Source organism: Aeromonas taiwanensis (assembly GCF_000820165.1).
Taxonomy (GTDB): domain Bacteria; phylum Pseudomonadota; class Gammaproteobacteria; order Enterobacterales; family Aeromonadaceae; genus Aeromonas; species Aeromonas taiwanensis.
Window position 1 is genome coordinate 51,333 of record NZ_CDDD01000106.1, and the last position, 24,174, is coordinate 75,506.

Here is a 24,174-nt window from a genome sequence, read left to right on the forward strand (position 1 = left end):
TCAGGCATGAGTCAGCACGTTCGCAAACTGGCGGCCGGGGCTACCCGTCTCTACCGTTTCCCGTCGCTGGGACAGAGCGGGGAAGAGGCCAGGAGCCAGCAGGAAGAGTTCGAATACGGCTATCAGCAGGGGCTGGAGCAGGGCCAGGCGGAAGGTTACCAGTCCGGCTACCAGCAGGGGCTGACCAGCGGTCTCATCGAGGGAGAGGCCAAGGGGTTGCAGCAGGGACAGGTGCGTGGTCTGGCCCAGGGGCTGACCGAGGGGCGGGCCGCCTTCGATGAGTCCATGGTGCCTTTTGCCAAGCTGCAACAGCAGTGGGAGTCCCTGACCCGGGCCCGGATGCTGGAGCAGAAGGAGCTGGTCGCCCAGCTGGTGGCCCAGGTGGCCAAGCGGGTGATCCAGGCCGAATTCACCCTCAATCCCCAGCAGGTGCTCCACCAGGTGGAGCAGGCCATGGCCAGCCTGCCGAGCGAGTCGGAGGAGCTGGTCATCTACCTCAACGAGGGGGACAGGCAGCGGTTGGCCGAGCAGGGGGTGACCCGCTGCGAGAAGTGGCCGCTGCAGGTGGACCCGGCGCTGGCGGTCGGCGACGCCCGCATCGAGACCCGGGCCGCGGTGATCGAGATCAACACGGGGGAGCGCCTCGAGCGCTGCATCGAGCAGCTCAACCAGACCCTGGATCTGGCACAGGATGCATGAGGCCCTGCAGCAGGCACTGACCTCGGCCCTCGACAGCCTGGACGAGGTGCCGGGCTTTCGCCGTTACGGGCGGCTGGTGCGCGTCACCGGGCTGACCCTGGAAGTGGTGGGCTGCCAGCTGGTGATGGGGCAGCGCTGCGAGGTGGAGACGGCCACCGGGACCGCCCTGCTGGCCGAGGTGGTCGGCTTCAACCGTGACATCTCCTACCTGATGCCGCTCCAGCCAATGAGCGGTCTCTATGCCGGTGCCCGGGTCCTGCCCGTCGATGGGGAGGAGACCATCCGGGTCGGCGGTCATCTGCTTGGCCGGGTCCTGGATGGCCTGCTGCAACCCCTGGATGGCCGCCCCCTGAAAGAGGAAGGGGAGCGGGTTCCCCTGTTCTCCACCTCTCCCAATCCCCTGCTGCGCACGCCGGTGCGCGAACCGCTCGACGTGGGCATCCGCGCCATCAACGGCCTGCTGACGGTGGGCAAGGGCCAGCGCCTGGGGCTGTTTGCCGGCTCCGGGGTGGGCAAGAGCATGCTGCTCGGGATGATGACCCGCAATACCAGCGCCCAGATAGTGGTAGTGGGCCTCATCGGGGAGCGGGGCCGGGAGGTGCGCGAGTTCATCGAGCACAGCCTGGGGGCCGAGGGGTTGGCCCGCGCCGTGGTCATCGCGGCCCCGGCGGACCAGTCCCCCCTGATGCGACTGCGGGCCGCCCAGCTGTGCCACCGCATCGCCGAGTATTTCCGCGAGCAGGGGCAGGACGTGCTGCTGCTGATGGACTCCTTGACCCGCTACGCCCAGGCCCAGCGGGAGATCGCACTCGCCATCGGCGAGCCACCCGCGACCCGTGGCTATCCGCCGTCGGTGTTCAGCATGCTGACCCAGCTGGTGGAGCGGGCGGGCAACGGCACCCATCCCGACGGCAGCCTGAGCGCCTTCTACACCGTGCTGGCGGAAGGGGATGATCAGCAGGATCCCGTGGTGGATGCCGCCAGGGCCATCCTCGACGGTCACATCGTCCTGACACGGCGTCTGGCGGAGGAGGGGCACTACCCGGCCATCGACATCGGCGCCTCCGTGAGCCGGGTGATGCCTCAGGTGGTCTCTCCCGAATGGCAGGGGTTGGCGGTGAGCCTGCGCCAGCTGTGGGGACGCTATCAGCAGGTGCGCGAACTGCTGCCCCTGGGAGGCTACCAGCCGGGGGCCGATCCCCAGATGGATGAGGCGGTCCAGCGCTACCCCGCCATCGCCAGTTTCCTGCAGCAGGGCCTGCAGGAGGAGACCCCCATCATCCAGGTGATGGCCGGGTTGAAACAAGTGCTCGGCAGGGCCTAAGGAGGCGGGGTGCTGAAATCCTATCTCGGCCTGCAACAGGATGCCCTGGACGCCATGGGCAAGGAGCGCCAGCGCCTGCGCGAGGTGGCGCTGCGGGAGGAGCACAGGGCCCGGAAGCTGCAGGAGGTCATCGAGACGATGCAGCCGGGCTCGGCAACCTTCCACCCTCTGTTGTGGCAGAACAAGCAGCAGATGCAGGGACAGCTTCGCCACCTGCTGGCGCACCAGCAGCAACAGAGTGTCCTGGCCAGCCAGGATCTGGTTCACCACGAGGGGCAGTTGATCAAGCAGTTTGGCCGGGTGAAGGGGCTGGAGCTGCTGCTGGAAAAGCGGGCCCTGGCGGCACGCCAGCGCCGGGAGTCTGGGGAGCAGCGTCAGCTGGACGAGCTCGCTACTCAGCGTCATCGCGCCCTGCAGGGGAAGTGAGGGTTCAGTCGGGGAAGTGTTCCTGCCGGCCGTAGGCGGACTCCTGGCCCAGCAGGGTGTTGATCGTCTCGATCTGACCGGCCAGCAGACGGCCATTCTGCTCGTTCTGGCGCCGGCACTGGAGCAGCAGTTGCTCGAGCCGCCGCCACTGTTCGCCAACCTGCTGTTGCAGGGGGGAGGGCAGCTTGCCAATAAGGGTTGCCATGCCCTGTTCGTCGGGCTTGAAACCCAGGGCCCGCAGATGCTGGCAGCGTTGCTGGACCTGCTGCTGGATCTCGCTCATCACCCGTGTCTGCTGATAGTTGTGCTTCGTCAGCCCGTCCACATCGTGGCTGGCCAGCAGGCGGTACTGGGCGAGCAGCAGCTGTTGCAGCTCGGTATAGCGGCCGCAGTCCTGCTGGATGCCGGTGATCAACTGCCTGACCCTCAGCTTGGGGGCCATGGTCATCGGCGGTGCATGTCCAGGATGGCCTGGCTCAGGGCATCCATGTCCAGCTCGAGCCGGCCTTCGCTGATGGCCTGGCGGATCCGGTTCACCTTCTCCATGTCCACATCCGGGGTGGAGGCCAATTCGCTCCTCGCCTGATTGATGGTCTGTGCCGTGGCGCTGATCCTGGCGTCCCCCTGAGCGGTGGCCCTTGGCTGAGCGGCGGGGGCGGCATCCGCCTTGCGCTGCGGCTGGGGTTGAACGTAGAGAGGGTCGGTGCGTGTGATCTTCATAACGTCAATTCCTGATGGTCTATCTCTGACAGGCGACCCGAAGGCGGCCGAACTTGAATCAAACTCGCCTTTTGTGGGCTAAAAACGGGTTTCGACCTCTCCCTTGTCGATCACCCAGGCCTGGATCTCCTTGCCCGAGCCGAGGTTTCTGACCCGGATCCCCTCGCCGATGGCGCCATTCGTCAGCGCCTTGCCCCGGGTGGTGGCGGAAAAACCCGGTTGCCCCGCCCGGATCAATACCCCTTCCCCTGCCCGGACCGCCCAGGCCTGCTGCAGGTCGAGTTCACCGATAAGCTGCCCCATCCTGAGCTGGCGGGTGCTCTTGCTGCCCACCAGGGGGTGGGTACTGGGGACGAAGCCCCGTTGCAGCCGGCTGACCTCGACAGACTTCTCGACCAGATCCCCGGGTCCTATGGACTGTCCCTTCTGGATCTCCCTGGCCGTCACCCAGACCGGCAGCATCAGGGTCACCTCCACCCGAGCCCGAAGCTGCCAGGCCGGCTCGGTACACTCCACCAGATAGGGGCGCCGCCCCCAGGGCTGGCGATATTGCCCCCCGGCCTGATAGCGCACCGCCTGCCGGCAGTCGGGCAGGTGGGCCACGGCGGGGGAGAGCCAGACCTGATAGTCGGCTTGGGTCTGCGGCCAGCCCTGCCGGTGCAGGTAGTCGTCGAGGGCCGCCGTTGCATCCGCCGTCAGGCCATCGCTCAGCCGCTGCGCCAGGGGGGGCGGTTCGGCCCGCAGGGGCAGCGCCAGGATCAGCAGGACGAACAGGGCTGCCCGCTTCCATATGGGAAACATTGCTTCCCCTTTTGTCCGTCCCGTCCGCCATGGGCGATGGCCTGACCAGCGGAAATCACGGGTTTTCATGATTGGCATGAGTCTTGATAAAGGATGCACCGGTCTGACTGGTTCACAAGAAGGATGAAGCATGAGTATCTCATTTGACAGCGCGCTTGGCGTCCATCCCTATGCCCTGGATGTGCGGGCGGACAGGGCCCGTATTCTGGCAGGGAATCTGGCCAATGTGGATACCCCAGGCTATCTGGCGCGGGATGTGGATTACAAGGCGATCCTCGGCCGTGTCGCCGGACAGGTGGCAGCAGGGGAGCCGGGCAGTGCCATCAGCCAGGGCGCCATGGACAACGACATGCAGCATCCCCTCTACCGCATTCCCTACCAGGTCTCCATGGACGGCAACACCGCCGAACTGAGCGTGGAGCAGAGCAAGTTTGCCAGCAATGCCACCGACTTCCAGACCAGCCTCACCTTCCTGAATATGAAAATCACCGGGATCGCCAAGGCGATCGAGGGCCGTTAATCATGTCGTTCAACCGAATCTATGACATCGCCGGCAGCGCCATGCGGGCGCAGACCGTCCGCCTCGACACTGTCGCCTCCAACCTGGCCAACGTCGACAGCGCCGCCGGCAGCGAGGAGGCCGCGTTCCGCGCCATCAAGCCCGTTTTCTCCACCCTGTATCAGCGGGTGCAGGAGGCCGAAGGGCTGGGAGCCGCCCAGGTGCAGATCGCCGGCATAGTGCAGTCGGATCGCCAGGTCGAGAAGCGTCTGGAGCCGACCAACCCCCTGGCCGACGGTGATGGCTTTGTCTACTACTCCAACGTCAACGCGGTGGAGGAGATGGCGGACATGATGAGCGCCTCCCGGGGCTTCGAGACCTCGGTGGAGGTGATCAACCGCATCAACAGCATGCAGCAGGGGCTGCTGCGTCTCGGCCAGGGGGCATAAATGAGCCTGCCACAAGTCAGCGGTCTGGATACCGCCCGCAGCACCAGCCAGTACTCGGCCACTCCGGAGATCGCCGCCAACGGCACCACCGATGGCCAGGGGGTCCAGCTGCGCAACGAATTCCTGCAGATGATGGTGGCCCAGATCCAGAACCAGGACCCCACCAACCCGCTGGATGGCGCCCAGTACGTCACCCAGCTGGCGCAGTTCAGCATGGTGGAGGGGGTCGAGGGGCTCAAGGTGCTGCAGCAGAAGTCCATCAACATGATGGACACCCAGCAGGTGCTGCAGAGCACTGACCTCATCGACAAGGAGGTGATGGTGCCGAGCCAGACCCTGGATCAGCAGAAAGAGGGCGCCATCCGCGGTCAGGTGGAGCTGGCCGGCGCGGCCGATGCGGTCGAGCTGAAGGTCTATGACAAGCACGGCACCCTGGTCGCGACCAAGAGCTGGGGCGAGAGCAAGGCGGGGGCGCTGGATTACGAGTTGCCGACCCTGCCGGCCGGTGAGTACAGCTTCGAGGTGAAGGCTTCCCTCGCGGGGGTGACCACCACCAGCAAGAACTATGTGGCCAGCCGGGTGGAGCGCGTCAGCCTGCCGGGCACGGGCGAAATCATGCTGCAAGTGGCGGGCGTCGGGGATGTTCCCCTGTTCAGCGCCGTCCAGTTTGGCAAGTCGGCGTAACCAGAAAAGGAGCGAAACTGTGTCTTTTAGTATCGGACTGAGCGGCCTGCGCGCCGTCAACCAGGAATTGAGCGTTATCAGCAACAACGTGGCCAACGCCAGCACCGCCGGCTTCAAGTCCAGCCGTGCCGAATTTGCCGCCATCTACGGTGGTGGCCAGGCGGGCGGCGTGGAGATGAACAACGTCTCCCAGAACTTCGATCGCAACGGCGACGTGACCCGTACCGGTCGCGGGCTGGATCTGGCCATCTCGGGCAACGGCTTCTTCGTCCTCAAGGATGACAACGGCCAGACCTCCTATACCCGGGCCGGCATGTTCCAGCGGGATGCCAGCAACTACCTGACCACCGCCAGCGGCACCCGTCTGCAGGGTTACGTCACCAACGAGGCGGGAGAGCTGCAGTCCGGCGTGGTGGGCGACATCCAGGTCAAGGCGGGCAGCCTGGCGGCCAAGCCTTCCGACACCCTGGAGTTCGTGGCGAACCTCAAGGCAGACGCCAGTGTCATCGACCAGGCGGTCAACCCCTTCGATCCCGCCAAGGCCGACAGCTTCAGCTACTCCCAGTCCAGCAAGGTCTATGACTCCCTCGGGGTCGAGCACACCCTCACCCAATACTTCGTGAAGACCGGGGAGAACACCTGGCAGGTCAACTACGCCTTCAACGGCACACAGACCGGCACCCCGGTGACCATGGTATTCAATACCAACGGCACCCTGCAGTCCCCGACCACGCCTCCGGTGCTGAACCTGGCACCGGCGGGGGCCGATCCCATCGCCCTCACGGCGGATCTGGCCAAGGTCAGCCAGTATGCCTCCGACTTCAACGCGACCCGCAACCAGTCCAACGGCTATACCGCCGGGGATCTGACCGGGGTCCGGGTGGATGCGGACGGCGGTGTTTACGCCACCTTCACCAACGGCCAGAGCCTGCTCCAGGGCCAGGTGGTGATGGCGAGCTTCACCAACCCCAACGGCCTGGTGCAGGCCAACAATACCACCTGGCAGCAGTCGTTCAGTTCGGGTCAGCCCGTGCTGGGGGCGCCGGGCACCGGGACGCTCGGCGGCCTGACGGCGGGGGCCTACGAGGCCTCCAACGTGGATCTGACCGGGGAGCTGGTCAGCCTGATGACCTCCCAGCGCAACTACCAGGCGAACGCCAAGACCATCAGCTCGGCGGACAAGATGACCCAGGTGCTCTTCAACTCCTTCTAAGGCGTGATGCGTGGAAAAGCTTATCTATACCGCCATGTCGGGGGCGCAACACACCCTGATGGCCCAGCAGATCCGGGCGAACAACCTGGCGAACGTCAATACCGCCGGTTTTCGAGCCGACTTCGAGCGAGCCTCCGCCTACGCCCTGACCGGTGACGGCTACCAGAGCCGGGTCATGGCCCGGGAGGAGCAGGCGGGCACCGATTTTCGGGCCGGTGCCCTGATGCAGACCGGCCGCACGCTGGATGTGGCGATTCGCGGCGACGGTTTTCTCACTGTGCAGACCGCCGATGGCAAGGAGGCCTACACCCGCGCCGGCAACCTGGAGGTGGACGGCGAAGGGCTGCTCACCCTCAACGGTCGCCCCGTGCTCGGGGATGGGGGCGAGATGGTGCTGCCCGCCTACCGGGATCTGAGTTTTGGCAAGGATGGCTCCCTCAGCATCACCCCGCCGGGGGGCGGCGCCCGCCTGGACGTGGGCCGGCTCAAGCTGGTCAATCCGGAGCCGGCCGAGCTGGTCAAGGGGGCGGACGGCCTGTTCCGTCAGCGCCAGGGCGGGGATGCGGAGATCAGCGAGCAGGTGGTGCTGGCGTCCGGCTTCCTCGAGGGGGCCAACGTCAATGCGGTGGACGAGCTGATCGGCAGCATGTCCCTGACCCGCAACTTCGAGCTGCAGGTCAAGCTGATGAAGACGGCGGACGAGCAGGCGAGACAGGGAGCCAGGCTGATTTCCGGCCAGGGCTGACAGAATCACGCAGGGCCGGTGTGACCGGCCTGCAAGAGATTGATGAGGGCGCCAGGCGCCCTCCCATGAGATGGTGGAGAGACGAAGATGCATGCAGCGCTTTGGGTGAGCAAGACGGGTCTGTCGGCACAGGATGCCAAGATGGCCAGCATTTCCAACAACCTGGCCAACGTCAACACGGTCGGCTTCAAGCGCGATCGGGTGGCGTTCGAAGACCTGTTCTATCAGGTCCAGCGCCAGCCCGGTGCCCAGCAGGATCAGCAGAACCTGTCCCCCATCGGCATCCAGATGGGTAATGGTGTGCGGGTGGTCGGTACCCAGAAGGTGTTCACCCCCGGCCAGTTCCAGAACACCAATCAGGAGCTGGACATGGCGGTGGTCGGTGCCGGCTTCTTCGGCGTCGAGCGCCCGGATGGCGAGACCGCCTACACCCGCAACGGCCAGTGGCACCGCAATGCGGAGGGGCTGCTGGTCAACGCCGACGGCTTGCCCATGCTGCCGCAGATCCAGATCCCGGACAACGCCACCAAGATCTCCATCGGCACGGACGGCACCGTGAGCGCCACCCTGCCGGGACAGCAGGAGAACGTGGAGCTGGGTCGTATCACCCTGACCAACTTCTCCAACCCGGCTGGCCTGGAAGCCCTGGGGGGCAACCTCTACCGTGCCACCGGTGCCTCCGGCGAAGCCATCGAAGGGGTGCCGGGTGAGGAGGCCATGGGGGCCATCAAGCAGTTCACCCTGGAGAGCTCCAACGTCAACGTGGTGGAGGAGATGGTGGACATGATCACCACCCAGCGCGCCTACGAGATGAACGCCAAGGTGGTTTCCTCCGCCGATCAGATGCTCAAGTTCGTGACCCAGGCGCTGTGATGATGAGGTCGATGTGGCGCTGTGTCGTGCTCTGCCTGCTGCTGGGGGGCTGCTCCACCTATGAGTTGCAGGCCCCGGAACCCGGTGACGAGAAGTGGGCCCCCTCCCGCTCCGAGCTGACGAAGGCGGGAGTGGGGGAGGATGGCAGCCTCTACCGTAACGACTACATGATGACCCTGTTTCAGGATCGCCGCGCCTATCGGGTCGGCGACATCCTGACCGTGATGCTGGAGGAGCGCACCCAGTCCAGCAAGAAGGCCAACACCAGCATGAACAAGGCCAGCAGCATCAATGTGCCGGCCCCCTCCATCGGTGGCGTGTCGCGGCCCGACTGGGGCGCCTCGGTCAGTGCGGATCGGGACTTCGACGGCGGGGCCACCTCCAGCCAGCAGAACACCCTGGCGGGGGCCATCACGGTCACCGTGGCCGAGGTGATGCCGAACGGGGTGCTGGGGATCCGCGGTGAGAAGTGGATCCGCCTCAACCAGGGGGATGAGTACATCCGGCTGGGGGGCATGGTGCGGGTCGAGGACATCGATCAGAGCAACCGCATCTCCTCCCAGCGCATCGCCGACGCCCGCATCACCTATGCGGGGCGCGGTGCCCTCGCCGACAGCAACCAGATGGGCTGGCTGGCACGCTTCTTCAGCTCCGCCTTCGCCCCCCTGTGAGGACCCCGATGAACAGATGGTATATCGCCTTGCTCTGCCTCGCCCTCTCGGGCGTGGCCGGGGCCGCCACCCCCGCCAAGCGGGCCCTGCTGGACATCGCCGACGTGCAGGGGATGCGCACCAACCAGCTGGTGGGCTATGGCCTGGTGGTCGGTCTCTCCGGCACCGGGGATCGCAGCCAGGTCAAGTTCACCGGCCAGTCCATGACCAACATGCTCAAGCAGTTTGGCGTGCAGCTGCCCGATGACATCGACCCCAAGCTCAAGAACGTGGCCGCCGTCTCGGTACAGGCGACCCTGCCCGTCCTGGCCGGCAAGGGGCAGCTGGTGGACGTGACCGTGACCTCCATCGGCGACGCCAAGAGCCTGCGGGGCGGCTCCCTGCTGCTCACCCCCCTGCGCGGTATCGACGGTGAGGTCTATGCGGTCGCCCAGGGCAACCTGGTGGTGGCCGGGGTCAAGGCCGAGGGGCAGTCCGGTTCGTCCGTCACCATCAACGTGCCGACGGCGGGCATCATTCCGAACGGGGCCATCATAGAGCGGGAGGCGGCCAGCAACTTCTCGGACAAGCCGGAAGTCACCCTCAACCTCCATCAGCCGAACTTCAAGACGGCCCGCAACGTGGAGCGGGAGATCAACCGCCAGCTCGGGCCCGTGGCCAAGGCAGTCAGCGCCGGTCGCATCCAGATCGCGGCGCCGCGCGACGAGAGTCAGCGCATCTCCTTCATGGCCCTGCTGCAGGACATCCAGGTGGACATGGGCAAGGAGCGGCCGCGCGTCGTCTTCAACAGCCGCACCGGCACCGTCGTCATGGGGCAGGGGGTCAAGGTGCACAAGGCGGCAGTCAGCCACGGCAGCCTGACGGTGACGATCGGCGAGAGCCAGACGGTGAGCCAGCCCAACGCCTTCTCCAACGGGCGGACCACCACGACGCCGAACTCCCAGATCCAGGTTGACCGGGAGCGCAACAACATGTTTGTCTGGCCGGATGGCACCTCCCTGGAGGTGATCGTCAAGGCAGTGAATTCCCTGGGGGCGACCCCGGACGATGTCATGGCCATCCTGCAAGCCCTCGACGAGGCGGGCGCCCTCGAAGGCGAGCTGGTGGTCATCTAAGGATCTCTATGACCAGAATTACCTCCGAGCCCGGTTTCTACCAGGATCTCAACGAACTGCAGCAGATAAAGAGCAACCCGGATCAGCGCGCGGCCCTGGAGGCGGCGGCTGGCCAGTTCGAGGTGAGTTTCCTGCAGACGGTGCTCAAGCACATGCGTTCGGCCTCCGACGCCCTGCAGGATGACGAGGAGAGGATCATCAAGGGGGAGTCGCTCTACCGCGATATGTACGACAGCCAGCTCGCGATGAGCCTGGTCAAGCGCGGTGGCATGGGGCTCAAGGAGCAGATGGTCAATCAACTGGCCCCCACATTAAAGAATGCCGAGCCTGTGGTCGCTTCAGAACCCCAGACCCTGGCTGCCTTCAGTCAGCCTCTGAATTCGGCAAAAATGAGGAAAGTTGACTGATGTCGCTGCTCAATATCGGTTTTAGCGGACTCAACGCTGCGCAGATCGCGCTGAACGTCACCGCCCAGAATATCGCCAACGTCAACACCGTCGGTTACAGCCGCCAGGAAGCCACCATGGGCAGCCTGTCAGGCTTTGGCCGGCTGGACAACGGCATGGGGGTCGAGGTGACGGGGGTTCGCAGGATCACCGATGACTACCTGGTGTCCCAGCACTGGCGCAGCCGCTCCTCGACCGGCGCCTCCTATGCGTTCCATCAGTACATCAACACCACGGAGCAGCTGCTCGGCAGCGAGGCGATGAACATCACCAAGGGGCTGGACAGCTTCTTCGCCTCCCTCAGCGCCGCCCTCGACAGCCCGGAGACGCCGGCCCAGCGCAGCCAGATCGTCAGCTCTGCCGGAGCCCTTGCCAACCGGTTCGGCCAGCTGAACGAGAGCCTGCTGACCCAGGAGAAACAGATCGACGATCAGCTCGGCAGCACCATCACCCAGGTCAACAGCTATCTCAAGCAGGTGGCGGAGCTCAATACCCAGATCGGCGAGCAGGCCTCCAAGGGGGTCAACACCTCGGCGCTGGAAGACAGCCGCGAGCAGATAGTGCGTGAGCTTTCCACCTTCATGGAGGTGAGGGTCAACCGCCAGAGCGACGGCTCCTTCTCCCTGAGTCTGCCCCAGGGCCAGCCCCTGGTGCTGGCGGGCAGTAGCAGCACCCTCTCCCTGGCCGGGGATACCCTGAGCCTGAGCTTCGGGCCGCAGTCCTTCGAGGTGCCCAAGCTGCAGGGGGGCACCCTGGCCGGGGTGCTGGAGTATCGCACCACAGTGCTGCGCCCCCTGCGCGACGAGCTGAACCAGATCGCGAAGAAGCTGGCGGACGACTTCAACGCCAAGCAGGCGGGGGGCGTCGATTTGAACGGCGATCCGGGCAAACCCCTGTTCAGTTACGATCCCCTCAATCCGTCAGGCACCCTCAAGGTGGCCGACGGCTTCACCGGGGATCATCTCGCTTTCGCCAAGGCGGGGGGCGGCAGCGGCGACAACCGCAACCTGCAGGAGCTGCTGACCATCAAGGACAGCCAGTACGATGCCTACAGCGCCCTGCTCGGCAAGATGGCGGTGCAGAGCGGCCAGGCCAAGGCGACCATGGAGGCGGACGCCAACATGGAGAAGCAGCTCGCCACCAAGCTCAGCAGCGTCAGCGGGGTCAATACCGACGAGGAAGGGGTCAAAATCATGGCCTACACCAAGGCGTACCAGGCCAATGCCAAGGTGATCAGCACCTCGGATCAACTCTTCAATTCCATCTTGAACATGTTCTGACGAGGGCGATATGAGGATCAGCACCAGTCAAATCCAACTCTTCAATTCCATCCTGAACATGTTCTGACGAGGGCGATATGAGGATCAGCACCAGTCAAATCCAACTCTTCAACTCCATCCTGAACATGTTCTGACGAGGGCGGCATGAGAATCAGCACCAATCAAATCCAGCTCAGCATGCTCGACAACCTGCAACGGGGCTTCGGCGAATACGCCAGGCTGGACCGCCAGATCGCGTCCAACAAGCGGATCCTGCAACCCTCGGACGATCCGGTCGGCAGCGTGCAGCTGCTCGGTCTGAAGAAGGAGCAGGCGGCGATGGCCCAGTACCAGAAGAACATCGCCAACGCCAAGAGCCAGCTCTCCCAGGGGGAGCTGCAGCTCGAGACCATGACCAACATGTTGAGCCGGTTGCGGGAGCTGACCCAGACTGCCGCCAACGGCTCCCTCTCCGAGGACGATCGCCGTGCGGTGTCCAGCGAAGCGGCCATCATCAAGGAGGGGCTGCTGGATCTGGCCAACGCCCGCAACGAGAACGGCTCCAGCCTGTTCAGCGGCAGCCAGGTGGACAAGACCCCCATCGTCCAGGCGCCGGGTGGCGGCTATCTCTACCAGGGGGATGCCCTGGTGCGTGAGGTGGAGATTGCCCGGGGAGTGACGGTCTCCCTCAACCAGACCGCCGACACCCTATTCATCCAGAACGGGGATTTCTTCAAGCAACTGGACGACATGGTGGCGGCCTTCGATGCCGGCGCCCCGGATGCGGCCGATCAGGCCAGAGCCATGCTGGATCGCAGCAAGACCCTGCAGGATGACATCAGCCAGATGGTCAGTACCATAGGGGCGCGGATCAACCTGCTGGATCAGGTGGACGAAGGGCACGCCGAGAAGAGCACCTATAGCAAGGAAGTGAGCAATCAGATAGAGTCCCTCGACTACGCGGGGGCCGTGACCCAGCAGGCCCACGTGCTGATGGCCCTGCAGGTGCAGCAGCAGGCCTTTGCCAAGGTCAATGGCCTGAGCCTGTTCAACTACATGCCCTAAGTCTGTCTAAGGAGCCAGGATGCAGATTCAACAAACCCGCCCGGGTGGTGTGGCCGAGACCCCGGCCCAGCCCAGGCTGCAAGGTCGTTCGACTGCCCAGGCTACTTCTCCCCAGACTCCGCGCAATGAACGCCAGCCCAATGTCATCCGTCTGGATCGCTGGGCCCTGATCGGCACGGCGCAGCAGCGCATCGCCCATGCCCAGGGGAGCGAGCAGGCCCTGAGCCAGGTGTGGGGGGAACTCAAGCGCCTCGAGCAGCAGCTCGGCCAGCAGAAGGCGGCGAGCGGGGATCTGGTCTCCCGCCTCAAGGTGCTGGAAGAGAAGCTGACCCAGCCTCAGGCACCGCTGACGAGCGAGCTCAGGCCCCGTCTGCTGGCGTCGGCTGCGGACAGCCGGGTGCACTACGGCGCGGAGCGGCTCGATCTGCTGAGCCCCAAGTCGAGTGCCGAGCGTCTCGTCTTCTCCTTCCCCCAGACCAGCAGCGCCGTCGAGGTGCTGCTGCCTGCCGATGCCAGTGAAGCGGAGGCGGCCTCCCGCCTGGATCGCGCGCTGCGCAAGGAGCATATCCAGGCGCGCCTGAACGAGCTGGGCAAGCTGGAGCTGAGCGTGCCGGATCAGCACAGGCGCAAGCTGGACGAGCCCGTGCTGCTGAGCGGGGAGGGCATTCGCATCCCGGCAGGCAACCCGGTGCCGGTGCAGTTCAAGCAAAGGGCCGGGCAGCTGAGCCAGCTCGGCGAGGGGCTCGACAGGGGAGAGATCAAGCAGGAGCAGCAGCGCCTGAAGCGGCTGCTAGGGGAGATCGAACAGTCGGTGCGCGAGCTGAAACAGTTCCGCCAGAGAATGGTGAAGCAGCTCGACCGGGTGAAGTCGCGCAGCCAGAACCTGCAGCAGGAGGAGCTGGCCCAGTTGCAGGGCAAGCTCAGCCTGCAGCTCAAGGAGGGGGGCTTCATGGGGACCATGTCCGGTCTGCTGGCCCAGGCCAATGTATCGCGCCAGAACGTGGTGGCGCTGCTGACCTAGGGTCGGGACACCCCATCACAACAGGAAACCGCCATGCAGCCCGCTGGCGGTTTCCTGTTTTTCAGGGCTTGAGCAGGGCGTACAGGGAGATATCCGACGCGAAGCCGGAGTCGCTGAGCCCCTGCTCTATGGTCTTGAGAAAGCTTGCGTTGTGCTGGCGTATGGTGTGATAGCTGTAGAAGAGGTTGACGACGTCCTGCTCTTCCAGCGCCTTGTCCATGGCCAGCAGGCAGAGGTAGTTGCGCAGCAGGAAGTAGTCGATCACCAGCAACTGATAGGCCTGGAACCTGTCCCCTTGCAGCAGCGGGAAGTTGTGGTGATAGACGTAGTAGAGCAGGTAGTTGTCCATGATCTGGGGGTGCTCGGCCAGGAAGGGGGCGACCCTGTCCTGCCAGACCTGCTGCAGCCCTGCGATCTTGCCCTCATCGTAGACCCCCTCCAGCACCACATTGATCTTGTCGAGGCAGCGCTGCATGGTCTGGCGTCCCCGTCGTCCCTGGGAGTAGGCCAGCAACTGGTGGGTCATGGTTCTGAGGCCCCACCACTGCAACCGGGGCAGGGCGGGCAACTGGTCGAACATGGCGTGTAGCTCGCCCCGTTCGGCCAGCACGGCCACCTGATCGAGGAAGGCCTCGTGGGAGAGCTGCGCAGGATCCCGGTGGATCAGCATGCCGATGAGCCACAGCCGCAACTCGGCCGGAAGGTCGGTGGCGGCCAGCACGTGAATGCTCAGGCTGTGCAGGGTAGCCATGGCGGTGGTGGGGGGCGGGGTGAAAGGCAGAGGCTGGGCCAGCTCGGTCACCTCGGTCTGCATCGCCATGGGATCCAGCAGCAGTTGCCGGCACACTTGTGGGCAGGAGAGCATCAGGGACTTCTTGAGCTGGTTGCCGATCCGGGTCTGGGCCCTGGGGTAGGTCTTGCAGGTCTGGCTCAGGGCGTCCGGGCCCGCCTTGCTGTGGATCTGGCACAGTCGCTTCTCATCGAGGAAGGGACAGGCTCCCTGCTCGTCGAGTTTGATTTCCCCCCAGCGCTCGTTGCTCTGCCTCACCTTGATGATGTGCAGCTTGCTCAGGGACTTGACTGTGGGGTCGGGGTGGCGCTCGTAGTTGCGGAAGGTCTGCTTGTCGATGCTGATGGTCCAGCTGTGGCAGCAGTTGTCCTCGCAGCGATCGCCGATGCACTGGAACTGTTGAACGAAATGGGGTGTGTAGAGCGAGGCAGCCATGTCGCCATCCGGTAGTGAGAGGTGGCATTTTAAAAGCAATAAGCATGCCGGAAGATTGCGGTTCTGAACCACGACGTCCGGGATCGCAGGGAGGGGGAGGGAGTTAAAAATATGCGAGGGCGTGACTACATTTTTGCGGCAAAGGGGTCGTCTCTATCAGGTGTCAACCTAACGGGCTGCAGTGCAGCGTTTAACTCGAGGAATACATCATGGGCTTGTCCATCCATACCAACTTTGCCTCCCTGACCACCCAGAACCAGCTGAACACCACCAACAAGATGCTGGGCACCGCCATGCAGCGTCTGGGCACCGGTCTTCGCATCAACTCCGCCGCCGACGACGCGGCCGGTCTGCAGATGGCTACCCGCCTGCAGGCCCAGTCCAACGGCCAGAAGGTCGGCATGCGCAACGCCCAGGATGCCATCTCCATGATGCAGACCGGTGAAGGCGCCCTGGACGAGATGACCAACATCGTTCAGCGCATGAAGGACCTTTCCACCCAGGCAGCCAACGGCACCACCAGCACCGAGGACTACACCGCCCTGAACGCCGAATTCGGCGAGCTGGCCAAGGAACTGACCAACATCACCGACAACACCACCTTCGGTGGCCAGTCCCTGCTGAAGAAGGGTGCCGGCAACTTCGAGAAGGGCGCGGTCAAGTTCCAGATCGGTGGCTCTGCCGCCGAGACCCTGAGCGTGGACATCTCCACCGACCTGAAGAAGATCACCGGTTCCACCGGTGGCTCCGGTCTGGATGGCGCGGCTCTGAAGGCCGGCATCGGTGACCAGACCAAGGCCTCCGCCGCCATCACCGAGATGGAAACCTTCCTGAAAGACATCGGCAGCGCCCGTTCCTCCTTCGGTGCCAACATCAACCGTCTGGAGCACACCGTCAACAACCTCTCCAACATGAAGGAAAACACCGACATGGCGAACGGTCGCATCATGGATGCCGATTTCGCCCAGGAGACCACCAACATGACCAAGAACCAGATGCTGATGCAGGCTGGCATGTCCGTGCTGTCCAACTCCAACCAGATGACCGGCATGGTGACTTCCCTGCTGCGTTAATGCTGGCGGCACCCATCCCGGTGATGGGTGCCCTCTTCCCCTCGCAGTTTCCCTGTCAGCCTTTCTTCGTCTTTTTCATCACATTTTTCGCTCGCCATTCAAGTCCTGTCCCATCCCGGTCGCTTCTCCTCTTCGTACGGTTATCCGCTGCGGTAGCAGCCTTTTTCTAGGAGCAGAACCATGGGTTTGTCCATCCACACCAATTTCGCCTCTCTGACCACTCAGAACCAGCTCAACAACACCAACAAGATGCTGGGCACCGCCATGCAGCGTCTGGGTACCGGTCTTCGCATCAACTCCGCCGCCGACGACGCGGCTGGTTTGCAGATGGCTACCCGTCTGCAAGCCCAGTCCAACGGCCAGAAGGTTGGCATGCGCAACGCCCAGGACGCCGTCTCCATGATGCAGACCGCCGAAGGGGCCATGGACGAGATGACCAACATCGTTCAGCGCATGAAGGATCTGGCCACCCAGGGCGCCAACGGCACCGCGAGCGCGGAAGACCGTCTGGCCATCGGCACCGAAATGAAGGAGCTGACCGCAGAGCTGAAGAACATCAGCGACAACACCCGTTTTGGTGGTGAGGCGCTGATCGGTGCCGGTGGCAAGTTCGAAGCCGGTACCGTGACCTTCCAGATCGGGGGCACCGCCGCCGAGAAGCTGGACGTCAAGGCCGACACCAACGTCAAGGCCGTCAACACGGCCATCACCACGGCGACCACCGACCTGGCCGCCGCCGACGTGGCAGCGACTGCTCTGGCGTCCACTGACTTCAATGCGCAGATCACCAAGATGGAAGACGCCCTGGATGCTATCGGTACCGCCCGTTCCCAGTTCGGTGCCAACATCAACCGCCTGGAGCACACCGTCAACAACCTCTCCAACATGAAAGAGAACACCGACATGGCGAACGGCCGCATCATGGATGCCGACTTTGCCCAGGAGAGCACCAACATGACCAAGAACCAGATGCTGATGCAGGCTGGCATGTCCGTGCTGTCCAACTCCAACCAGATGACCGGCATGGTGACCTCCCTGCTGCGTTGATGAGTTGCCGGGCCGCGCCGAGGGGCGGCCCTTGTCTGACAACCGCCTGCCGGTTGGAAAGGATCGGAGCGGTCTTTTCCAACAGGCATGCCACCGAACAAGGGGAGAGAGATGCAAATAGATCCGGCCAGCATGGCGATGCAGCTGGTAGCCGCCGAGCGCCAGAACATGGACAAGCTGCTGAAGACACAGCTGGACAGCGTCAAGGCACAGCAGAGCGCCATCAGTACCCTCACCACCAAGCTGTCGAGCTTCCAGACTCTGCTCAAGGATCTGAACAAGGCAAGCAGCCTGCAGGCGCAGAAGGCGACCATGTCCCAGGACGGGATCATGACGGTAACGAGCAATGGCAAGGCCAGCTCGGGCCAGTACAACTTCTTCGTGGAGCAGCTCGCCCAGTCCCATCAGGTCGGCCTTCAGCTCGACAGCGACACGGCGCCGCTGCCCGCAGACGGCGTGCTCTCCCTGACCGTCAAGGGCAAGACCCTCGACATCGATCTGGCGACCCTGCCGGCTGGCGCCACCGCAAAAGATCTGGTCTCCCAGATCAACAATGCCAAGGACAACCCCGGGGTGAAGGCGACCCTGGTGCGTACCGACGGCAAGGTCAGCATGGTGCTGACCAGCAAGGAGAGCGGGGTGGAGAACGCCATCACCCTCAATTACAGCGGCGATGCGGCCAATGCCCTCGGGGTGGCCGTGGCCGGCAAGACCGACATCACCCAGGCGCAGGACGCCAGGCTGCAGATGGGGGGCGACAACCCTCTCACCATCACCTCGTCCAGCAACAAGATAGAGAACGTGGTGGATGGCCTGACCTTCCAGCTGACCAAGGCGCAGAAGGCGGGGGATGCACCGCTGCTGGTGACGGTGGATCAGGACAAGGAGGCGGTCACCGGCTCCCTCAAGAAGTTCGTCGACAGCTACAACGAGCTGGTGGACGAGCTGGCCAAGATGACCTCCAGCGATCCCAAGGCGCCTGGGGCGCTCTCCTCCGACAGCGGGGTGCGCAGTCTCAAGAGCCTGATCGCCCGCAGCGTGCGGGACCTTCCCAACGATCTGACCCTGGGGAGCCTCGGGATCAAGACCGACAAGACAGGCAAACTCTCCTTCAACGAGACCGACTTCAACAAGGCGCTGGAGAAGGATCCCGAGCTGCTCGGCAAGGCACTGATGGGGGACGACGGTCTGCTCAAGCGGATGGGCAACGCCCTGGACCCCTATACCAAGCGGGACGGTGCGCTCAAGGGACGCAAGACTGGTCTGGAGGCGAACGAGAAGCGGGTCAACGAACGGATGGAGGCGCTGGATCGGCGCATGGATTCCGCGTATAAGCGCTACCTCAATCAGTTCACCACCATGAATCAGATGATGCAGACCATGGGCGCCCTGTGAGACGGCTAGCCAGTAACACCTTGAATAAGCGAGTTTTTCATGTTTGAACCCCAAGAAGGCTATGACGCCTACCAGTTCGCCGCCACCCAGGCCAAGGCGGCGAGCGCCGACCCGCACCAGCTGGTGCTGATGCTGATGGATGGCCTGCTCGACGAGATCGCGCGGGCCGAGGGTCACATCCTGGCCAGGCAGTATGAGCGCAAGGGTCAGTCCATCAACAAGTGCCTGCAGATCCTGGGAGGCCTCGACAGCGCCCTCGACATGGACAAGGGCGGGGAGCTCGCCAACAACCTGCACCGCCTCTATGACTACTGCGGCCAGCGCCTGTTCGAGATCAGCGTGGCGAACGACGTGGCGGGCTTTGCCGAAGTGCGCCGCATCCTGCTGGAGTTGAAAGAGGGCTGGGAAGCGATGGCCCGCCATCCCCGCTGATGCGGAAGTTCCTCTTCCTCACATGCCAGGAAAAGTGACTAACGTATTGATATTTAAGTTCTATATATCTGGCCTGCTCCTTGCTTGCTGGCAGGGTCGTCTTAACTTGGGGCCATCATCATGTCCATGACAGGGGCCGTGCCGTCCGGTACGGAACGCGAGAGTCGCCAGAGCCAGCTGCTGGGGCTGGGGCGTCTGATTTTACAGCAGGCCCGCGCCGGGCAGTGGGAGGCGGTGCGCCTGGCGGACCATCGCCTGGCCCGGCTCGTCGAACTCCTGCGCCAGCAACCTGCCCTCTGGCAAACTCTGATGCCGGCCCGGGATCAGGTACGCCAATGGCATCAGGAGGCCTTCGCGCTCTGCCAGCAGGAAACCGCCCTGCGCAAGCAGGAGTGGGAGTCCCTCTCCCTCAAGCGGGAAGGGCTGCAGGCCTATGACGAGGCGCAGACATGGGCATGATCCCCTTCCTTGGCACCGACGCCCTGCCTCCCTCCACTGGTTTCACCCGTCTTTCCCGCCAGCCCGATGGGCAGGGGGAAGCGTTCCAGCCGCTCGATCTCCCGCAGGACGCCTTGGCCTCCGTGACTCCGCTGCTTCCCGCAGGCGAGAACGACGACGAGACGGCTACCAAGGCCAGCACCGAGGAGAAGGCTGAGGGGAGTGCTGAGGCAAGCCCCGAGTCGGCGCCCGTTGTCGCCGAGCAGCTTGCCGCCTTTACCCATATGCCGCCGCCCTTTGTCCGCCCGGAAGAGGGTGTGCGCCTTTCCCTCGCCCGTCCGTTGGTGGAGCCCGCCCCCCCTGCCACAGAGGAGAGCACACGGGCCGAGCCCGTCTCGCCGGCGCTGCGGGCGCTCACCCGCCTCGAACGCCTGGAAGGGGACCGGCTGCCGGCGGCATCGGTGATGAGTGCCCCGGGCCGCAAGGAGGTGTCTCCCCTGTTGGCCACGGAACTCGCCCTGCGGCTTTCCCAGCCGACCGGACAGGGGGAGCGGCCAGCACTCCCGACCATCGCCGGTCTGCCCCCCTTGCCCGGTGAGGCCGCGCCGGATCGGGAGCTCGCCGCCATGGATCCCAAAGTCATGGCGGGGTTGCCGACGCAGCCTGCCCTGGCCAGGACGGCAGAGTACCAGTGGGCGCCGGCCCGCCTGGCAGACAGTCAGGCCCAGTGGGGTCAGCAGCTGGTGGATGTGCTCAAGGACAGGGTCGAGCTGCAGGTGAACCAGAGCATCAAGCAGGCCCATATCCGGCTCGATCCCCCCGAGCTGGGTCGCCTCGAACTGACGGTCAGGGTCGAGGGCGATCGGCTTAACGTGCAGCTCAACGTGACCAACCCGGCGGTACGCGATGCCCTGATCCAGTCAATGGAGCGGCTGCGCATGAGCCTTGCCCCTCACCATGCCGGCGGTGTCGAGGTGAACGTGGGGCAGGGGGGCGAGCAGGAACGGGGAGATCGCTGGCAGCAGGACAAGATCCTGGCCGGCCGGCGGCAGTGGCAGGAAGAACGGGAAGCATCGAGCGGCGCTGGTCAGGACTGGCTCAATACCCTGGTGTGACATTTAACAATCTGGCTAAAGCGAGAGTGATTTCAAATGATGCGGCGTGTCATGAAGTGGATGATGGTGATGGTGATGGCACTGTGCCTGCTGGCGGCGCTGGCCTATGGCGCCTATCTCAAGCGGGATAAGGTGGCCGTCTGGCTGGGCCTGGCGGAGGCCAAGCCCGAGCTGAGCAAGACACCGTTGTTCAAGCCGATGGAGCGCTTCGTCATCAGCTTGGAGGGGGACAGAGAACCCCACTATCTGGTGCTGGAGCTGGCGCTGGTGACGCACAACCCCCAGCAGCTGGAGACGCTCAACGAGCTGACCCCCCTGATCCGCAATGCCATGGTGCAATATTTCAGCCATCGCTCCCATGAAGCGGTGAAGCAGGAGTTGCAGAACATCTCTGCCCTGCAGACCTCTCTCCTGGGCAAGCTGGTGGCGACCCTGGAAGGCTATGGCTACAAGCCCTATCTGGACGAAGTGCTGGTCACCAAGGTGCTGGTGCAGTAGCGCATGATGGACACCGGCTGGGATACCCCCTGTGATCTGGCCGCCTGCGCGCCCCGTACCGGCGAGCAGGCGATCCTGAGCCGCTACCTGCCCCTGGTGAAGCGGGCGGCTGCCCATCTGCGCAGCCAGGTGAGTGCCTGCTTCGATCAGGAGGACATGGAGCAGGTCGGCATGATGGGTCTGCTGGAGGCCTGGCGCCGTTACGGCAGCGAACCGGATGCCCAGTTCGAGAGTTATGCGTTCAAGCGGGTGCGGGGCGCCATGCTGGATGAGTTGCGGCGCCTCGACTGGCGTCCCCGCCAGCTTCGCCAGCAGGTGCACGGCCACAATCAGGTGCAGCGGGAGCTGTTCAACCGGTTGGGGCGCAATCCGACCGAGCAGGAGCTGGCGCAGGCGCTGGATTGCTCCGTCGAGGAGGTGCGCCAGCTCGCCTATGCCAGCCAGGCCGAGGCGCTGCAGAGTCTGGAGGAGTGGCTGGAGAACGGCGGCAGGGCGCCGGCGTCGGAGTCCGACGATCAGGATCTGGCCATGACCCTCAGCAAGGTGCTCGGCACCCTGGACAAGCGTGAGCAGTTGCTGCTCTCCCTCTATTACCAGCAGGAATTGAACATGAAGGAGATCGCCCTGGTGCTCGGACTGACCGAGTCGCGGGTATGTCAGCTCCACAAGCAGTGCGTCCTTCAGCTCAAGCAGCGTTTGGTCGACTCCATTTAGTAGTGCCTCTCCCCGCGGGGGGAGTCTTCGTGATTTCTGCGGGAGCATCCATGCAAAAACAGATTGGTCTTGGTGTCATTTTCGTTTGTGTGATCGGCGGGTTCATGATGGCCGGGGGGCGCCCCATCGCCCTGTGGCAGCCTGCCGAACTCATCATCATCATTGGTGCCGCCGTCGGCTCCATGTTCCTCGGCAACTCCAAGGAGGTGATGCATGAGATGTGGCGCCAGATGAAGCTTTGCTTCAAGTCAAACAAGGACGAGAAGGAGATCTATCGCGAGCTGCTGACCCTGATGCATCAACTGCTGGAGGAGACCCGCAACAAGGGGATGAAGGCGCTGGACGAACACGTGGAGAACCCGCAGCAGAGCTCCGTCTTCCTGATGTATCCCCAGGTGTCGGAAGATCCGCAACTGCTCGGTTTCATCATCGACAACCTGCGTCTGCTGGGCATGGGCAAGATCACCCCCCATGAGCTGGACACCATACTGGAGCAGGAGATCATGGCCATCGAAGAGGACATGCTCAAGCCCTCCCACGCTCTGCACAAGACGGGGGAAGCCTGCCCGGGGTTCGGGATCCTCGCGGCCGTGATGGGGATCATCATCACCATGCAGCAGCTCGACGGCCCCCTCAGCAACATCGGTGTGCACGTGGCGGCCGCTCTGGTCGGCACCTTCATCGGCATCTTCCTCTGCTACTGCCTGCTGGAACCCATCAGCAACGCCATGGAGGAGATGGTCAAGCGCCGCATCGGCATGCTGATGTGCATCAAGTCGATCCTGATTGCTCAGCTGCGGGGCAAGACGCCGCTGCTCTCCGTCGACTCGGGCCGCAAGATGCTGGAGCCTGACGTGAAACCCAGCTTCCTCGAACTGGAAGACTGGGTGACCAACAGGGCCATGTGATGCGCAACCACGAGCAGATCATCATCAAGCGCCAGCAGCGGCGCAGCAGTGGTCCCAAGGGGGGAGGAGCGTGGAAGGTTGCCTTCGCCGACTTCACTCTGGCCATGATGGCGTTTTTCATGGTGCTCTGGATCCTGGCGGTCTCCAGCCAGGAAGAGCGTGATGTGGTGGCGAGCCGCCTGCGCGACTACAGCATCATGGACAGCGAGGCAAACCCCTTCGACATCCGCAACAGCCCCTATCCGGTGGATCTGGGAGGCAATCCTTCCGTGCTGGAGGAGCTGAGCCCCCAGTTCGTGGAGGAGGGGCAGCGCATGCCCAGACACATGGAGCGGGATCGCAGCATCTTCACCGACGGCGCCAAGGGTAGCTACGAGAGTCTGCTGGTGGGCAAGATCGAAGGGGAGATGCAGATGCGGCAGCTGGCCGGTTTCATCGGATCCATGGCGGACCAGATGCAGGCCAGGAACAACCTGGAGCTGCAACTGGTGCCCCAGGGGCTTCGCATCCTGATCCGCGATGATGACGATCGCGAGATGTACAGCCGCGGCAGCGCCCGCATCAGTCCCTACTTCCGCCATTTGCTGATGGCGCTGGCCCCTATCTTCCAGCGTGTGGAGAACCGGGTCATGATCTCCGGCCACACCGACAGCACTCCTTTCGCGGGAGAGAACTACAGCAACTGGGAGCTCTCCTCCGATCGCGCCATGATGGCGCGGCGCGTCCTGCTTGCCGGCGGCATGCCCCCCGAGCGGGTGGGCCAGGTGGTCGCCATGTCGGACACCATGCTGGACAACACCGCCGATCCCCGGGGCAGCCAGAACCGCCGCATCGAGCTGCTGGTGATGACGACCCAGGCGGAGAAGAGCCTGGAGCAGCTGTTCAGCGCCCAAACCCAAGCCGCCACCCGGCAAGCCAAGGATGCCACTGCCCATGGAAACCCCTGATCCCGATCTGCCCCCCGTGACCCCGTTCAACGATCCCAGGCGCAAGGTACCCCGCTGGTATCTGCACGACGGCAGCACGCCCCTGGAGTCCCAGAGCTGCGGCATTGCGGCCCGGCTCATGGTGTCCGGTCTGCTCTTCGACAAGCACATCGGCCGGGCGGTGATCAAGGACATCGGGCCTGGCGGGGTCGGTTTTCTGGCCCCCGCCCGCTTCGTCCTGCCCGATACCGTCAGCCTGTCCCTGCTACCCCGAATCGTGCTGGCTTGTCACATCACCCACCGCCGGGCCATCGGCCAGTACCTCAGCTTCTATGGCGCGCGCTGGGCCGATCCGGCCATCGATCTCGCCCCCGTGCTCAGCCACTGGCGCCA

30 protein-coding genes are annotated in these 24,174 nt (G+C 64.1%); 26 read left to right on the forward strand and 4 right to left on the reverse strand.

Annotated features, from left to right (window positions below; all coding sequences use genetic code 11):
* Nucleotides 1–6 precede the first annotated feature (6 nt).
* The 3 genes from lfiH to lfiJ are packed head-to-tail and all read left to right on the forward strand — an operon-like array spanning nucleotide 7 to nucleotide 2,449.
* Nucleotides 7–699 carry a lateral flagellar assembly protein FliH gene (lfiH, locus tag BN1136_RS19325; protein WP_043762698.1) on the forward strand — a complete coding sequence of 231 codons (693 nt, stop codon included), beginning with the start codon at nucleotides 7–9 and terminating at the stop codon, nucleotides 697–699.
* Entirely contained in the window at nucleotides 692–2,023 is a 1,332-nt protein-coding gene (gene lfiI, locus BN1136_RS19330) for a lateral flagellar FliI-like assembly ATPase LfiI (RefSeq protein ID WP_043762700.1), read from the forward strand. The genes lfiH and lfiI overlap by 8 nt, the downstream gene beginning before the upstream one ends.
* Before the next feature lie 9 nt (nucleotides 2,024–2,032).
* Nucleotides 2,033–2,449 carry a lateral flagellar protein LfiJ gene (gene lfiJ / locus BN1136_RS19335; RefSeq protein WP_043762701.1) on the forward strand — a complete coding sequence of 139 codons (417 nt, stop codon included), beginning with the start codon at nucleotides 2,033–2,035 and terminating at the stop codon, nucleotides 2,447–2,449.
* Between the two features lie 4 nt (nucleotides 2,450–2,453).
* Here lfiJ and BN1136_RS19340 read toward each other — a convergent pair whose 3' ends face one another.
* The 3 genes from BN1136_RS19340 to lfgA form a co-directional block, all read right to left on the reverse strand.
* Nucleotides 2,454–2,897, reverse strand: a complete 444-nt coding sequence (locus BN1136_RS19340; protein WP_043762703.1) for a flagellar protein FlgN — start codon at nucleotides 2,895–2,897, stop codon at nucleotides 2,454–2,456.
* Entirely contained in the window at nucleotides 2,894–3,169 is a 276-nt protein-coding gene (gene flgM / locus BN1136_RS19345; protein WP_043762706.1) for a flagellar biosynthesis anti-sigma factor FlgM, read from the reverse strand. Before flgM ends, BN1136_RS19340 begins: the two co-directional genes overlap by 4 nt.
* A gap of 78 nt (nucleotides 3,170–3,247) precedes the next feature.
* Nucleotides 3,248–4,039, reverse strand: a complete 792-nt coding sequence (gene lfgA, locus BN1136_RS19350) for a lateral flagellar basal body P-ring formation protein LfgA (RefSeq protein WP_043762709.1) — start codon at nucleotides 4,037–4,039, stop codon at nucleotides 3,248–3,250.
* Nucleotides 4,040–4,100: 61 nt separating this feature from the next.
* Here lfgA and lfgB point away from each other — a divergent pair, with 61 nt between their 5' ends.
* From lfgB to BN1136_RS19410, 12 genes are all read left to right on the forward strand, one after another.
* Nucleotides 4,101–4,490, forward strand: a complete 390-nt coding sequence (lfgB, locus tag BN1136_RS19355) for a lateral flagellar basal body rod protein LfgB (RefSeq protein WP_043762710.1) — start codon at nucleotides 4,101–4,103, stop codon at nucleotides 4,488–4,490.
* A 2-nt stretch (nucleotides 4,491–4,492) separates the two neighbouring features.
* Complete coding sequence (gene flgCL, locus BN1136_RS19360; protein ID WP_043762711.1) at nucleotides 4,493–4,918, forward strand: lateral flagellar basal body rod protein FlgCL; 426 nt, start codon at nucleotides 4,493–4,495, stop codon at nucleotides 4,916–4,918.
* Entirely contained in the window at nucleotides 4,919–5,602 is a 684-nt protein-coding gene (locus BN1136_RS19365) for a flagellar hook assembly protein FlgD (protein WP_043762712.1), read from the forward strand.
* A 19-nt stretch (nucleotides 5,603–5,621) separates the two neighbouring features.
* On the forward strand, nucleotides 5,622–6,815 hold the full coding sequence (gene flgEL, locus BN1136_RS19370) for a lateral flagellar hook protein FlgEL (RefSeq protein ID WP_043762714.1): 1,194 nt from the start codon (nucleotides 5,622–5,624) through the stop codon (nucleotides 6,813–6,815).
* Nucleotides 6,816–6,825: 10 nt separating this feature from the next.
* Nucleotides 6,826–7,560 (forward strand): lateral flagellar basal-body rod protein LfgF, encoded by a 735-nt coding sequence (gene lfgF / locus BN1136_RS19375; RefSeq protein ID WP_043762715.1) that lies wholly within the window; start codon nucleotides 6,826–6,828, stop codon nucleotides 7,558–7,560.
* A gap of 87 nt (nucleotides 7,561–7,647) precedes the next feature.
* The gene (gene lfgG / locus BN1136_RS19380; protein WP_043762717.1) at nucleotides 7,648–8,433 is read left to right on the forward strand and encodes a lateral flagellar basal-body rod protein LfgG; all 786 of its coding nucleotides are present in this window, start codon (nucleotides 7,648–7,650) and stop codon (nucleotides 8,431–8,433) included.
* Nucleotides 8,433–9,104 (forward strand): flagellar basal body L-ring protein FlgH, encoded by a 672-nt coding sequence (gene flgH / locus BN1136_RS19385; RefSeq protein ID WP_043762719.1) that lies wholly within the window; start codon nucleotides 8,433–8,435, stop codon nucleotides 9,102–9,104. The genes lfgG and flgH overlap by 1 nt, the downstream gene beginning before the upstream one ends.
* Nucleotides 9,105–9,112: 8 nt before the next feature.
* Nucleotides 9,113–10,219, forward strand: coding sequence for a lateral flagellar basal body P-ring FlgIL (gene fgIL, locus BN1136_RS19390; protein ID WP_043762722.1), 1,107 nt, complete (start codon nucleotides 9,113–9,115; stop codon nucleotides 10,217–10,219).
* An 8-nt stretch (nucleotides 10,220–10,227) separates the two neighbouring features.
* Complete coding sequence (locus BN1136_RS19395) at nucleotides 10,228–10,626, forward strand: rod-binding protein (RefSeq protein WP_043762724.1); 399 nt, start codon at nucleotides 10,228–10,230, stop codon at nucleotides 10,624–10,626.
* Nucleotides 10,626–11,945, forward strand: coding sequence for a lateral flagellar hook-associated protein LfgK (gene lfgK, locus BN1136_RS19400; protein WP_043762726.1), 1,320 nt, complete (start codon nucleotides 10,626–10,628; stop codon nucleotides 11,943–11,945). Before BN1136_RS19395 ends, lfgK begins: the two co-directional genes overlap by 1 nt.
* A 144-nt stretch (nucleotides 11,946–12,089) precedes the next feature.
* Complete coding sequence (gene lfgL, locus BN1136_RS19405) at nucleotides 12,090–12,989, forward strand: lateral flagellar hook-associated protein LfgL (protein WP_043762728.1); 900 nt, start codon at nucleotides 12,090–12,092, stop codon at nucleotides 12,987–12,989.
* Between the two features lie 19 nt (nucleotides 12,990–13,008).
* Complete coding sequence (locus BN1136_RS19410) at nucleotides 13,009–14,010, forward strand: hypothetical protein (RefSeq protein ID WP_043762732.1); 1,002 nt, start codon at nucleotides 13,009–13,011, stop codon at nucleotides 14,008–14,010.
* A 61-nt stretch (nucleotides 14,011–14,071) separates the two neighbouring features.
* Here the strand turns inward: BN1136_RS19410 and fliB are convergent, their stop codons facing one another.
* Nucleotides 14,072–15,235 (reverse strand): flagellin lysine-N-methylase, encoded by a 1,164-nt coding sequence (gene fliB / locus BN1136_RS19415; RefSeq protein WP_197068471.1) that lies wholly within the window; start codon nucleotides 15,233–15,235, stop codon nucleotides 14,072–14,074.
* A gap of 209 nt (nucleotides 15,236–15,444) precedes the next feature.
* On the opposite strand from fliB, the gene lafA (BN1136_RS19420) reads away from it, so the two are divergent.
* The 11 genes from lafA (BN1136_RS19420) to BN1136_RS19470 form a co-directional block, all read left to right on the forward strand.
* Entirely contained in the window at nucleotides 15,445–16,308 is an 864-nt protein-coding gene (lafA, locus tag BN1136_RS19420) for a lateral flagellin LafA (protein WP_043762735.1), read from the forward strand.
* 180 nt (nucleotides 16,309–16,488) lie between these two features.
* The gene (gene lafA, locus BN1136_RS19425; protein WP_043762739.1) at nucleotides 16,489–17,355 is read left to right on the forward strand and encodes a lateral flagellin LafA; all 867 of its coding nucleotides are present in this window, start codon (nucleotides 16,489–16,491) and stop codon (nucleotides 17,353–17,355) included.
* Nucleotides 17,356–17,466: 111 nt separating this feature from the next.
* Nucleotides 17,467–18,750: a lateral flagellar capping protein LafB gene (gene lafB / locus BN1136_RS19430; RefSeq protein WP_043762743.1), complete on the forward strand. Its 1,284-nt coding sequence runs from the start codon at nucleotides 17,467–17,469 to the stop codon at nucleotides 18,748–18,750.
* A 39-nt stretch (nucleotides 18,751–18,789) separates the two neighbouring features.
* Nucleotides 18,790–19,182 (forward strand): lateral flagellar export chaperone LafC, encoded by a 393-nt coding sequence (lafC, locus tag BN1136_RS19435; protein ID WP_043762748.1) that lies wholly within the window; start codon nucleotides 18,790–18,792, stop codon nucleotides 19,180–19,182.
* A 120-nt stretch (nucleotides 19,183–19,302) separates the two neighbouring features.
* Entirely contained in the window at nucleotides 19,303–19,641 is a 339-nt protein-coding gene (locus tag BN1136_RS19440) for a hypothetical protein (RefSeq protein WP_043762750.1), read from the forward strand.
* Nucleotides 19,632–20,735: a flagellar hook-length control protein FliK gene (locus tag BN1136_RS19445; protein WP_043762752.1), complete on the forward strand. Its 1,104-nt coding sequence runs from the start codon at nucleotides 19,632–19,634 to the stop codon at nucleotides 20,733–20,735. Before BN1136_RS19440 ends, BN1136_RS19445 begins: the two co-directional genes overlap by 10 nt.
* A gap of 39 nt (nucleotides 20,736–20,774) precedes the next feature.
* On the forward strand, nucleotides 20,775–21,233 hold the full coding sequence (gene lafF / locus BN1136_RS19450; RefSeq protein ID WP_043763156.1) for a lateral flagellar basal body-associated protein LafF: 459 nt from the start codon (nucleotides 20,775–20,777) through the stop codon (nucleotides 21,231–21,233).
* Nucleotides 21,234–21,236: 3 nt separating this feature from the next.
* Entirely contained in the window at nucleotides 21,237–21,947 is a 711-nt protein-coding gene (lafS, locus tag BN1136_RS19455; RefSeq protein WP_043762753.1) for a lateral flagellar system RNA polymerase sigma factor LafS, read from the forward strand.
* 50 nt (nucleotides 21,948–21,997) lie between these two features.
* Nucleotides 21,998–22,855: a lateral flagellar motor stator protein LafT gene (gene lafT, locus BN1136_RS19460; protein WP_043762755.1), complete on the forward strand. Its 858-nt coding sequence runs from the start codon at nucleotides 21,998–22,000 to the stop codon at nucleotides 22,853–22,855.
* Complete coding sequence (lafU, locus tag BN1136_RS19465; protein WP_043762758.1) at nucleotides 22,855–23,802, forward strand: lateral flagellar motor protein LafU; 948 nt, start codon at nucleotides 22,855–22,857, stop codon at nucleotides 23,800–23,802. Before lafT ends, lafU begins: the two co-directional genes overlap by 1 nt.
* Nucleotides 23,789–24,174 (forward strand): hypothetical protein (locus BN1136_RS19470; protein WP_043809102.1); only part of this gene is annotated, 386 nt, incomplete at its 3' end. The genes lafU and BN1136_RS19470, both read left to right, overlap by 14 nt.